The sequence below is a fragment of the Salinivibrio sp. ML198 genome (assembly GCF_001996015.1).
GTDB classification, from domain to species: domain Bacteria; phylum Pseudomonadota; class Gammaproteobacteria; order Enterobacterales; family Vibrionaceae; genus Salinivibrio; species Salinivibrio siamensis.
Window position 1 is genome coordinate 125341 of record NZ_MUEZ01000002.1, and the last position, 13162, is coordinate 138502.

Consider the following 13162-nt stretch of genomic DNA (forward strand, 5'->3'; position numbering starts at 1 on the left):
TTTACTTTGTGATAGGATGCGACACCAATCAACCTTATTTATCGGCTGTGACACTGATAAACGCCTTAAAAGATTAAGCAGTAAGCAGGAATCGCCTTGAGTTCACGTCATCACAACACGCCAGAGACACTGTTTGCAGCACTAAACGATTGTATGCTGCAAGACCGTTTTCGTTTTAAAAAGCGCATCCATGGCGCGCAAAAAATCAAAAAAGACGACGCCAAACAGGCGGTGTACGATCAAATCGCCGCGGAAATGGCGCAGAGTATGCAGCGTGTGCTCGCCCGTCGTGCCAATGCGCCAACCGTTCGCTATCCAGAAGCATTGCCAGTCAGCCAAAAGAAAGATGACATTGCCGAGGCAATCGCGAACAATCAAGTCGTAATCATTGCGGGGGAAACGGGCTCAGGTAAAACCACTCAGCTGCCCAAAATTTGTATGGAACTTGGGCTAGGTGTCGCCGGTACCATAGGTCACACTCAGCCACGTCGCTTGGCTGCGCGCTCGGTCGCCTCACGGATTGCTGAAGAGCTTGACGTCGAGTTAGGCAGCAGCGTGGGCTATAAAGTGCGCTTTAACGACAAAGTCTCAGAGTCGACGCAAGTCAAACTGATGACGGACGGGATCTTGCTAGCCGAAATTCAGCACGATCGGTATCTGAATCAGTACGACTGCATCATTATCGACGAAGCCCACGAGCGCAGCCTAAACATCGATTTTATTCTCGGCTATTTGCGCGAGTTATTGCCCAAGCGCCCTGATCTCAAAGTCATCATTACCTCGGCAACCATCGATCCTGAGCGCTTTTCCAAGCACTTTAATAACGCGCCTATGATAGAGGTGTCTGGCCGTACTTATCCGGTGGAAGTGCGCTACCGCCCATTGGTGGAAGAGGACGATAGCGATCGTGACCAGCTGGAAGCGATCAGCGATGCGGTCGATGAGCTGTGTCAGGAAGGGCCGGGTGATATCCTGATTTTTATGAACGGTGAGCGTGAAATTCGCGACACCGCCGATCATCTCCAGCGTCGTCAACTGCGCGATACCGAGATTTTGCCCTTGTACGCAAGGCTTTCTGCTGGCGAGCAAAATCGTGTATTCCAATCTCACTCGGGGCGCCGGATTGTATTGGCCACCAACGTCGCCGAGACCTCGCTAACCGTGCCGGGCATTAAGTATGTGATTGATCCCGGCACGGCACGGATTTCTCGCTATAGCTACCGGACTAAGGTGCAGCGACTGCCGATTGAGCCGATTTCACAGGCCAGTGCTAACCAGCGTAAAGGGCGCTGTGGCCGTGTGTCGGAAGGCATTTGTGTGCGTTTGTATAGCGAAGAGGACTTTTTAGGCCGTCCTGAATTTACCGATCCAGAAATTCTGCGGACAAATCTGGCCTCAGTGATCCTGCAAATGACGGCAATAGGGCTCGGTGATATTCAAGCCTTCCCGTTCGTTCAGCCGCCTGATAGCCGTCATATCAAAGATGGTGTCCGTTTGCTTGAAGAACTGGGGGCGATCAAGCCCGGCCAAGCCACCGATAAACGTAAGCTGACCGCGATTGGTAAAACCTTGGCCAAACTGCCGATTGACCCGCGTTTGGCACGCATGGTGATTGAGGCGCCCAAGCATGGTGCCTTAAATGAGGTGATGGTGATTGCCGCGGCCTTGGCTATTCAAGACCCACGTGAGCGTCCGGCTGATAAGCAGCAACAAGCGGATGAAAAGCATCGTCGTTTTGCCGATAAAGAGTCGGACTTTTTAGCCTATGTAAACCTTTGGGATTACGTTAAAGACCAGCAAAAAGCGCTGTCGAATAACCAGTTCCGTAAACAGTGCAAAAAAGATTATCTCAATTACCTGCGCGTGCGAGAGTGGCAAGACGTTCACTATCAGATCACCCAAGTGATGAAAGAGCAGAATGCGCAATTCAACCAAGAGCCTGCCAGTTATCAGGCCATTCACATGGCACTGCTCGCCGGGCTATTAAGCCACATAGGCCTAAAAGACCAAGAAAAGAATGAATACCAAGGCGCGCGGAACGCACGATTTCATATTTTCCCGGGCTCTGGGCTTTTCAAAAAGCAGCCTAAATGGGTGATGGTTGCCGAGCTGGTTGAAACCTCGAAACTCTGGGGGCGAATTGTCGCGCGAATCCAACCCGAATGGGTAGAGCCACTGGCGCAACATTTGATTAAGCGCAGCTACAGTGAACCACATTGGTCACGCAAGCAAGCGGCTGTGATGGCCAGTGAGAAGGTCACGCTATACGGGATCCCGATTGTGGCCAGCCGTAAAGTCAATTATGGCGCCATCGACCCGGTGCTTAGTCGTGAGCTGTTTATTCGTTCGGCATTGGTTGAGGGGGATTGGCAAACCAAGCATGCCTTTTTCCGCCAAAATCAAAAGCTGCTGGCGGAAGTGGAAGAGCTCGAGCTCAAATCTCGCCGGCGCGACATTTTGGCAGACGACGATACCTTGTTCGACTTTTACGATCAGCGCCTCGATCATAGTGTCGTCAGCGGGCGTCACTTTGATACCTGGTGGAAAAAGGCACGTCAAGACAATCCCGACCTGCTCAACTTTGAAAAAGCCATGCTACTGCAAGGGGACGCCAGCCATGTCACGGAGCTGGATTACCCCAATTTTTGGCATCAAGGCAACCTAAAACTCAAGCTGAGCTACCAATTTGAACCCGGCCAAGACCACGATGGGGTGACGGTGCATATCCCGCTGCCGATCCTCAATCAGGTGTCAGAAGAAGGTTTTGACTGGCACGTTCCCGGGCTACGTCAGGAGCTGATTGTCGCGCTGATTAAATCGCTACCTAAGCCGTTACGTCGTAACTTTGTTCCGGCACCAAACTATGCTGAGGCAATCTTACAGCGCGTGACGCCGATGGAGGCACCTTTGCTCGATAGCACGGAGAAAGCCTTGAAGCAGATGTCCGGTGTCACCATTGAGCGTGACAGCTGGAACTTCAGTCAACTTCCCGAGCATTTGCGTATCCAGTTCCGTGTCGTCGACGATAAGAATCGAACCTTGGCCGAAAGCGAAGACTTAAATGCGCTTAAAGTCTCTCTGAAAGACAAAGTACAAGCGACGTTATCGGATGTGGCGGATGATGATATCGAGCAGCAAGGGATTACCCAATGGAGTTTTGGGGCTTTGCCCCAGCGCTATCAGCAGAAAAAACACGGCTTTGAAGTCAAAGCCTATCCCGCATTAGTCGATGAAAAAGACAGTGTTGCCATTCGTCTGTTCGAAACCGAAGATCAACAACATAAAGCCATGCAAGCGGGGCAGCGTCGGCTTATCTTGCTCAATGTGCCATCACCGATTAAATATCTGCATGCACACTTGCCCAACAAGTCCAAATTGGGACTCTATTTCAATCCGTATGGTCGCGTGTTGGATTTAATTGATGATTGCATCGCTTGCGGGATCGATAAGCTTATCGAGCAACACGGTGGCTTAACCTGGGAGGCGCAGGCATTCGAATCGCTTAAAGAGACGGTGCGTGCTGAGCTAGGCGATACCGTGGTGGAGATAGCGCAACAGGTCGAGCAAATATTGACGCACGCGTTCAATATCAACAAAAAGCTCAAAGGCAAAGTGGATCTTTCCATGGCGTTTGCGATGTCGGATATCAAAGCCCAACTAGAAGGGCTTATCTACAAAGGCTTTGCCACCGAATCAGGTTGGCAGCGGCTGCCTGATATTCTTCGCTACATGAAAGCGATCGAGCGACGATTGGAAAAGCTGCCTGTGGATCCAACCCGCGATCGCAACCACATGCTCAAAATTGAATCTGTGATGAATGAGTACAAGGCGTTGCTGAACAAGCTGCCTAAAGGAAAGCCTGTGCCTGATGAGGTGAAAGCGATTCGTTGGATGATTGAAGAGCTTCGAGTGAGCTACTTTGCGCAACAACTCGGCACGCCTTACCCTGTTTCGGATAAGCGGATTAAAAACGCCATTGCGGCGGTTTAAATGCGGCAAGCTTATGCCGCTACGGATTAGATGAAGACGGGTAAAACGTCGATGTGAGATAATTTATATAAATATCAATAAATAATCAAAACCGTGTCACATGGCACGGTTTTTGTTTTTGTCAATACGAACGACAGACAGCTCGGTGGTGCGTGTTGCCGTGGCAAGAAAGGAGCAAAAAATGAAACAAGCAGATGTGGCCCCTTGGTATCGGGTGGTTTTGTATGTATTGGCGGTAAGCATGCCAACCTCGGTTTGGGCCAGTTTTAAAGATGAGGTCAGTGGATTATATCAATCACTCAATCTCGCTGGGGAGGTGTCGTACCAAGCCTTTTCTGATGCGTATCGCCATTTTAAGCACAACCCAAGTAGCAAGCCGGTGATGACACTGATTGATTACGGAAAACCGTCGTCAGAAAAGCGGTTTTGGGTGATCAATGTGAAAAAACGCCAAATGCTATTTCGCTCTTATGTCTCTCATGGCAAAAATAGCGGCGCTTTATATGCAAAGCAGTTTTCTAACAGAATCAACTCGCTAAAAACATCATTGGGGGTCTATCGCGCGGCTGAAACCTACCATGGCAAACATGGCTATTCATTACGCCTCGATGGTTTGTCAAAGGGGCTAAATGACAATGCACGTGAAAGAGCGATTGTTATTCACGGTGCCGATTATGCCCATCCGAACGTGATCAAACAAAGTGGCCAACTCGGTCGAAGTTGGGGCTGCCCAGCGTTACCTAGCTATTTATCGGCCCGGGTGATTGATGCGATAAAAAACGGCACTTTTATCTATGCGTTTGCCAGCCAAGCTTGATGATCAAAGATTTCATAGCGGACGGGCTTTCACGAGTCATTTCACGGTGGACGATGTAACACCTGCCCATTGTTCACCGTGAACACGCGTTCTCTACCAATAAAAAATAAAGGCATGTTGATACGCCTTCTATCGCGCTAGCGTATGCTCCTTACCACTAAGGAGGAATGCCATGGCACGCCTAAATCCTTTTACTCTATGCTTACTCTCCGCCTTTACCCTGTTTCCTACCAGTGATGCTGATGCTGCACCGTCGGCGCCAGCGTTGATGCATGGTATTGACGGACAGATTGCCGAACAAGACTATCGTGGTTATTGGGCCAGTGAAAAGCTCGATGGGATCCGTGCTTACTGGACAGGATCTCGATTATTGACGCGGCAAGGCAATCCTATTCATGCCCCTGAAGCGTTTATCCAATCGCTTCCCCAGACACCTTTAGATGGCGAGTTATGGGCAGGACGAGGAGAGTTTCAAGCCGTACTACGCACTGTGCTTGATGATACGCCGAATGAAGATGCGTGGCAGCGTATTCGCTTTTATGCGTTTGATATGCCCGATCATCCAGGCCAATTCTCAACACGCTATACAGCGTTAAAACAGATCGTATCTAAGACAGCATCGCCGCACTTAGCGTATGTCCCACAGAAGCCTGTGACGAGCAATGAAGCACTTAAGGAGAGGTTGGCTACCATCGATGAAGCAGGCGGTGAGGGCTTGATGCTGCATCACCCTGATAGTGTGTATGTGGGTCAGCGGGTAGAAAGCGTCGTTAAGTTGAAAACCTACCAAGAAAAAGACGTGACTGTGGTAGGGATGAACCCTGGCAAAGGGCGGTTACAAGGTTTGATGGGCTCTCTGGTGGTACGCCTGGCTGACGGCACCGAGTTTAGCGTGGGATCTGGCTTTAGTGATGCGCAGCGGGCTGATCCGCCACAGGTTGGTAGTACTATCTTGGTGCGCCATAACGGTGTCACCCAAAAAGGCATTCCACGTTTTGCGCGTTTTATTCGCGAGAAGCCGTCCCTGTAATGAAACCTCCGCCAACGGAGAGTGATACCTCACCGTTGGCGGTGTTGCCGCTCCCCGTTAACGATTAGCGCTCACGAATGCGCCTGAGTGACGGAAGAGGAGGAAGCACCTGTCTGTTGGCGCAATTGATGGTCCAGGCACTGGCAATCAGCGCTGTATTTTTGTTTCCCCGTTTTACCGATCCCTGGGTTAAAACTATTGGTAGGATCTAACTGGTGATAAAAGTTAGCTAAGTCCGGCTCCGCCGCATAGAGGTGACCTACGTTATGCTCGGCAGGATACTTAGCGCCTCGTTCATTGAGCAGCGCCAGCATTTTCGCCTTAATCGCACTCACATCCGCACCTTTTCTCACCACATAGTCTTGATGGAAGACGTGGCAGAAAAAGTGCCCGTAATAAAGCTTGGCGACCATCTCTTGTTCTATCTCGATGGGCAGGTGCTCTTCCCACTCGGTCTCGTTGCGCTTAAGCGCGATATCTAACGCGAGAATGTCTTCCACATCACGGCTGTGCATGGTGTGGTAGCGAATCGCCGCACCGGCTGCCGCAAAGCGGTGAAGCATGGCTTTTTTCGCTTCATCCTCACTACAGGCAAAGTAATCACTGTCTGCGTGTTCGGTGAAAAAGCGGCTCAGAAACGCCGAGGCTTCTTCTATCCCTTCATCTGAGGCTTTGAATATTAGATGGTGTTCAAACTTATCGCGAAATGCGAGCATTCGTTTGGGCAAGTGCTGTGGAAAAAGCTGACTGGCGTATTGCATCACTTTATCGGGTAATGCTTTAGGCAGTAGGGGAACACTGTCTAGCCAGGCGGTTATTTTTGCTTTCAAGGCAAACATTTTCGGGATTGCATCTGTTCCCAGTCGACCAATCGCTAAAAACACATCTTTTCCGTAACGCTCGGCGATATCAAAGGCATCACGATGCATATACTCAGCCACCTCTGGCAGGTGAGAGAGTTCGCTCAGAACACGGCGGCGCAGGGTATTAAGCACATCTGGGTTGTTGGTGCCAATGTAAAAAACTTGCTCGCGCTCAGGGATCGGGTAAGTATCAAGACGCACGGCAAATACGGCAAGTTTCCCCGCACAGCCGCTCACTTCATGTAAGCGGTGTTTGTCGGCGTTATAGCGCGCGGGGCTGTCAGCATCGACATCACGCAAGATCTGCTCGTAGTCATCAGCAGACGCCTTGCGCTCGTCATAGGTAATATCATCGGCGGTGTAATCACCATGCTCAACGCGCGAGAGAATAGCTTCTGGGTCATCACCTAGGGCTATGCCCAAATGATTAACCAGCGTCAGTTCACCATTTTGGTTCAACTGTGCGAACAAAGAATACTCGGTATAAGCTGGGCCGCGTTTGACCAATGCACCACCGGAATTATTGGCCACACCACCGACAATCGATGCGCCAATGCACGACGAACCGATGACCGAATGCGGCGCGCGCTTAAGAAGCCTGAGCGTCTGCTCTAACTGGTGCAATGTTGTTCCGGGAAAACTCAGTACCTGCTTGCCGTTATCGAGAAGCTGTAATCCGTCTAGGCGTGTAGTGTTGATAATTACCACATCACGGTCGTAGTCGCTGCCTTTGGGGGTTGAGCCTTCGGTTAAGCCCGTATTCGCGGCTTGCATGATCATCACCACATCCGCGTCGACACATGCTTGGAGCACTCGCCATTGCATCACCAAAGAGGTGGGGAAAATAACCGCCAGCGCAGGGCCGCCTCCCGAGCGAAAGCCTGTACGATAATGCTGGGTCTGGCTTGTCTCAGTGAGTACGTTGTTTTCGCCCACGATGTCGGTCAAGGTCGAAATAAATGCTTGTTGCTGTGATGACGACAAACGTGATGGGGTATTCATAAGCGTTCCTTTCCTTTACGTTACGACAAAGGCTGGGGTCAGCCTAGCTGGCCCGCTTGTGGAGAGAAAGGCCGAGAGGTAGCTCGGCCAATAACATGTAAGATTACGCCCCGGAGAGGACATCGGCAAATTGCAATACATTGATTAACACCAAGCCAATAACCGCCGCGGCAATCAGATAGTAAATGGTGGGTAAGACGGTTTTCCGTAGCGTCACGCCCTCACGGCCGAGTAAGCCTACCGTCGCGGATGCTGCGACCACATTATGGATGGCGATCATGTTGCCAGCTGCGGCACCAACGGCTTGCAGGGCAATTACCACCACGGTCGATGCGCCTAACGTTTGTGCCACTTCAAACTGAAACTGGCTAAACATCATATTGGACACCGTATTGGAGCCAGCAATAAAAGCGCCCAACGCCCCAATGGTGGCGCTTAACGCTGGGAAGCCATTCCCCACTAAATCGGCCGCAAAGCGTGCGGTCATGACTGGCATACTCACCAAATCAGCACCATTAACGCCTGAGTTAATAAAAATCCGTACCATGGGAATGGTAAACACCAAGACAAATCCTGCGCCAATCAGTGTTTTACTCGATTCACGCGCAGCCGTTACCAGCGGTGACAATTGACGCGCTTGCAGCAACACGGCTAATAAAGCCACGAACGCAAGGATACCGCCCGGTAGATAAAGTGGCTGAATGGCGGCGTTGACCCCTGTTTCACCAAACAAAGAGGAGAAACCGAGGCTGACATCGGTCAGTGCCGTCTTGACCGTCGGGCTAACGCGGCTGATCACCAAGAAAACCGCCAACAAAATATAAGGGGTCCAGGCCATGGCCATGCTCATCGGCTTTTCTTGAACCTTAAGATCCATCTTCAGCGAGCCCAGCCAATGGGTCGGCCACGTCGACTCATCATCAAAGTCCCACTGGTTTTTCGGCACTAAAAAGCCTTTACGTGCCGCGGTGGTGACAAGCACAATCCCTGCTAGACCTCCGAGTAATGAAGGGAATTCAGGTCCTAACAACCAGCCGGTGAGGGCATAAGGAACGGTGAATGCTAACCCGGCGAAAATCGCAAATGGCGCCACCTCTAAGCCTTCTTTCCAGCTCTTGTTCTTACCGAAAAATCGGGTCAACATCATTGCCATTAGCAAAGGCATCAGTGTGCCAATCACCGCGTGAATAAATGACACTTGCGTGGTAATAGACTGCAGGTAGGTTGCCCAATCACTGCCATTGACGGTGAGTGTTTGTCCAATTGCATGGCTGTCTAACCCTTTGTTTACGCCCACGATAATAGGTGTGCCCACTGCGCCGAAGGAGACAGGCGTAGATTGAATCATCATCCCCACCACAACCGCGGCGAGAGCAGGGAAGCCAATGGCGACCAATAACGGCGCCGCAATGGCAGCGGGGGTGCCGAAGCCTGATGCCCCTTCAATGAACGAGCCAAAGCACCATGCAATGATGATGGCCTGAATACGTCTATCATCGGAGATGGTGGTAAAGCCGTTGCGAATTACGGTAATCGCGCCAGTGTGCTTTAAGGTGTTGAGCAAAAGGATGGCACCAAACACGATCCAAAGTACGGCTGCTGTAATGATTAAACCTTGTGCGATGGAGGCCGATACGCGTGCCGCACTCATCTGCCACTGGAAGAGTGCGATTAAGACTGTCATGATAAAGGCAACGGGCATCGCCTTCTTGGCTGGCCAATTTAAGCCGACCAGTAAGATAGCCGCGACCACGATGGGTGAGAACGCGACGAGGGCGTATAGGGTATCTGTCATAAGGGTTCCTTATTAGGTGTCTCTTCCGTTGAATCACGTTGAATAAACAAGTCACCAATGTGTTGTTATTTTGCTGACAGCTCGGTGACTCGATGTTAACCGTATGTGACATTACGCGTTTGCATTTTTCTGATATATGGAAATAATGAAAATAATTACTTCCATAATTGACATAATATGCCGAAAACAGATGATCTTGTCCTCTTTGCTCAAGTCGCCGAATTAGGCTCTTTTAGCAAGGTAGCGGAAATAAATTCCCTGACAAATTCCGTAGTTAGCAAGCGGATTAAAAAGCTCGAAGAGGGGTTGGGAGTGCAGCTTTTGTATCGCACCACGCGTAAGCTGACACTGACTGATGCCGGACGTACCTTGTATCAAGGTGCAAAAAATGTGAAGCAGGCCGCTGATGAAGCCTTTGATGCGGTCGCAGGGTTTGGGGAGGCGATAACGGGCCAAATAAAAATTTCAGTGCCGACCATTTCTGGGGAACTGTTGTTGGCCGAAGCGGTGGCGGCGTTTTGTGGGCAATACCCTGGTCTCAATATCGATATGTCGTTGGACAATCGCTTTGTTGATTTAATTGATGAGGGGTTTGATCTGGTTATCCGCACCGGCTACCTCGAGGACTCTAGCTTAATTGCTCGCCATATTATCGACTCACAATGGGTGGTATGTGCGGCGCCCAGCTATATTGCGCGTCATGGGCGGCCGCAACATCCTATCGAGTTAAAACAGCATAATTGTCTGCAATATGCCTACCAAACCACGGGAGCCAGTGACTGGGAGTTTAAAGGCGAGCATAAAAACCAAGTGATTAAAGTGGCCGGCAACTTTTCGACCGATAACCCCATCGCCCTGCGACAAGGTGCGCTAAGTGGCCATGGCATCGCGTATGTACCGCGTTGTTTGGTGTATGACGATTTGATGCAGGGCGTATTGGTTGATCTTTTTCCTGACCAAGTGGGCAAAAAACTCGGGATTTATGCGGTGTATCCATTCACTCGCCAGCCACCTAAAAAAGTACGTTTGCTGATAGAGCACATCCGCAATAAATACCTTGCGATTCAGCATTGCTTTTAGAAAGCACCACGTGGTTCATATACTGCGCCCACGTGGTGATAGAGACGCCATTGTTATTTAAGCATTCTGGCCATTTCACGCCCTGATCCAATGACATCGTCGATATTAGCGACCACGGTTTTAGGCAAACCGAGAATGTTGTACTCGAGCTGCTGGTCGAGCCAATCAAGCTTAGAGTCGGTGGTAACAAACTCGCCCCAAGCGGCGTCAATTTTGTTGGCTAAGCGAAGTATGCCCGCCAATGGCGAAAACTGCTCATCGTGTACGGGCGAAAACTGATAACGAATTGCATCGCTTAAGCGCTGGGGAAAGTTCCAAGTTTGTGCGAGCTCTCCACCTAACTCGGCGCTGGTGATCCCCAAAATAAGCTGCTGGGCTTCTTGCTTGGGCTTACCCGCCTCCATGTGCAGATTGATACGGTCCAGCTTGTCGTAAGCGGTGGTCATGATCAGCAGCTCACCGAGATTATGGAGCATGCCGGCGGTAAATGCTTCGTTACCGTCCATTCTTAATGCGTTTGCTAAGGCTTTACTCAAGGTTGCAATTTCGAAAGTGTGTTGCCAAAACGCATCCATATCCACTTCGTCATCGACGTCAAAGGCACTCATCAGTGCACTAGACACCACCAGAGTTCTCACAGGGCCTAGACCTAGCCGGATAACGGCCTCGTTGACAGAGCCTACGTTTCGGGCGCGGCCAAAATAGGCTGAATTAGACAAGCGAAGCACTCGCGCGGAAATGACCTGGTCGTAGGCGATTTTTTCGGCGATTTGATTAAGCTCAGCGTCATGGCTGTTGACCAACTCAATCAACTCTTGCACGACTTTGGGGATTTTCGGGAGACGATCGATAAGCTCGACCAAGCTATTGGATTCCATAACAACTTCCTTCAGCGTTGGCTCTGATTTAACTATAGATCAGAGCCAAAGGCTTCTGGGAAGAAAATTACTCCGTGGCGGGCGTAGCGCAGTAGGCCTGTTTTCTGGCATTAAAACGCTCTACTAGGTTTTGAATGGCCTCTTCGCAGTAGGGGCGCAAACCACTGGCAACCATCGTTTTGCATCCGTGTCCCACACGCCGCCCATCGACAATAAAATCAAAAGCAAGATCGACTTTTCCGCGTTTGCCGCTCACTTGCATCACCGAATCCGATAAAGCGACATCGGCAGAGTTGATTGAGAGATCATCAAACGCCAAGCTCATTTTCTCGTACATGACGAGTGGACGTTCAGTGTTAATCATCATTTGTTGCTCCCGCATTAGCGGCACCATGATATGCGGGAAGTTCTTACCGGAAAACTGCACGTAGTGCTCGGCGATCTCTGTTGCTAATGCTTTATCGTGACGTGTTTGTCCATGGCGTGTCATGGTGAGATAAAGCTTTTGATTATCGTCGACGACGGTAACGCCATCGTCTGTTTCGATAATCGACAAGGGCGTATTGGCACTGATCATGCCATTGAACTGAATCTCGATTTGCTCGCTGATCCCTGTTTTGGCCAATAAGATAGAAAGCAGCAAATCCCCGGGCACACAGAACCGTGAAGCGTCTGTGTCATGAATCGGGTTAAAGTCGCCAGCGATACGTTTAGCAAAGTCACTTGCTTGCTGGCGAGTAAAAATCAGTTTGCCATCTTGTTCAGTGTAATAATGTTCTAATTTCATAATGGATAACAGATGCGAGAAGTAAGCCGACATTGTAACCCAAGCGAAGCGCGGCATTGGTCTAGCCAGTCGTTGCATTATCTTTTTGTGATTAGAGTCAACGACTAAGGTCTAAACCCTTACTACTTCAATGGTAAGCGTGAGAGTGTTATAAAATAAATAAACAGGTCACTTGCATAGGAACGGCGTATGGCATTCCCTTATCGACACATCGTAGTTTTGACAGGCGCGGGAATATCTGCAGAGTCAGGGATTAGAACCTTTCGAGATCAAGATGGCCTTTGGGAAGAGCATCATATTGAAGACGTTGCAACGCCTGAGGGCTTTGAGAGAAACCCGACCCTTGTTCAACAGTTTTATAATGATCGTCGGCGGCAGTTACAAGGAGAGATCATACCCAATCCGGCCCATGAGGCACTGGCACGCCTAGAGCAGGAAACCGAGGCCAGTGTGCTCGTTGTGACCCAAAACATTGATAATCTCCACGAGCGCGCCGGCACGCACAATATCATTCATATGCATGGTGAGCTGTTAAAGGCGCGTTGTAGCCACTCGCAGCAAACCATCGATTGGACGGGTGATATCCAGGTGTCCGATCACTGCCATTGTTGCCAGATGCCCGCACCGTTGAGGCCACACGTGGTGTGGTTCGGAGAGATGCCTCTGGGAATGGGGCAAATTCATGATGCACTCAATCAAGCGGATCTGTTTGTTTCTATTGGCACCTCTGGGGCGGTGTATCCAGCGGCGGGGTTTGTGCACGAAGCGGCGATGCATGGTGCGCACACTATTGAAATAAACTTGGAGCCCAGCGCTGTGGAAAGTGAATTTAATGAACGGCGTTACGGGAAGGCGAGCACGCTCGTGCCGAAGCTGGTGGAGGAGATTCTGGCTCTGGAGCAGTAACGCAAGAGGATACA

At 50.4% G+C, this 13162-nt stretch carries 9 protein-coding genes; 5 read left to right on the forward strand and 4 right to left on the reverse strand.

Annotation, left to right across the window (positions count from 1 at the left end):
* Positions 1-153 precede the first annotated feature (153 nt).
* The 3 genes from hrpA (at position 154) to BZG25_RS02010 (ending at position 5837) form a co-directional block, all read left to right on the forward strand.
* A complete protein-coding gene (gene hrpA, locus BZG25_RS02000) occupies positions 154-3990 on the forward strand; it encodes an ATP-dependent RNA helicase HrpA (RefSeq protein WP_241828634.1) in 3837 nt (1278 codons plus the stop codon).
* Between the two features lie 181 nt (positions 3991-4171).
* Entirely contained in the window at positions 4172-4807 is a 636-nt protein-coding gene (locus tag BZG25_RS02005; RefSeq protein ID WP_046073249.1) for a murein L,D-transpeptidase catalytic domain family protein, read from the forward strand.
* Between the two features lie 172 nt (positions 4808-4979).
* Entirely contained in the window at positions 4980-5837 is an 858-nt protein-coding gene (locus BZG25_RS02010) for a DNA ligase (protein ID WP_052707986.1), read from the forward strand.
* 71 nt (positions 5838-5908) lie between these two features.
* Here BZG25_RS02010 and dld read toward each other — a convergent pair whose 3' ends face one another.
* Positions 5909-7702, reverse strand: a complete 1794-nt coding sequence (gene dld, locus BZG25_RS02015; protein WP_077638471.1) for a D-lactate dehydrogenase — start codon at positions 7700-7702, stop codon at positions 5909-5911.
* Between the two features lie 103 nt (positions 7703-7805).
* Positions 7806-9497, reverse strand: coding sequence for an L-lactate permease (locus BZG25_RS02020; protein WP_046073248.1), 1692 nt, complete (start codon positions 9495-9497; stop codon positions 7806-7808).
* A gap of 177 nt (positions 9498-9674) precedes the next feature.
* On the opposite strand from BZG25_RS02020, the gene BZG25_RS02025 reads away from it, so the two are divergent.
* Complete coding sequence (locus tag BZG25_RS02025) at positions 9675-10577, forward strand: LysR family transcriptional regulator (protein ID WP_046073247.1); 903 nt, start codon at positions 9675-9677, stop codon at positions 10575-10577.
* A 53-nt stretch (positions 10578-10630) separates the two neighbouring features.
* Here BZG25_RS02025 and BZG25_RS02030 read toward each other — a convergent pair whose 3' ends face one another.
* Positions 10631-11455 (reverse strand): HDOD domain-containing protein, encoded by an 825-nt coding sequence (locus BZG25_RS02030; RefSeq protein ID WP_046073246.1) that lies wholly within the window; start codon positions 11453-11455, stop codon positions 10631-10633.
* A gap of 67 nt (positions 11456-11522) precedes the next feature.
* Positions 11523-12242 carry a DUF3581 family protein gene (locus tag BZG25_RS02035; RefSeq protein WP_046073807.1) on the reverse strand — a complete coding sequence of 240 codons (720 nt, stop codon included), beginning with the start codon at positions 12240-12242 and terminating at the stop codon, positions 11523-11525.
* A 189-nt stretch (positions 12243-12431) separates the two neighbouring features.
* Between BZG25_RS02035 and cobB the strand changes: the two genes are divergently transcribed.
* On the forward strand, positions 12432-13148 hold the full coding sequence (gene cobB / locus BZG25_RS02040) for a Sir2 family NAD+-dependent deacetylase (protein WP_046073245.1): 717 nt from the start codon (positions 12432-12434) through the stop codon (positions 13146-13148).
* The last annotated feature ends 14 nt before the right edge of the window (positions 13149-13162 follow it).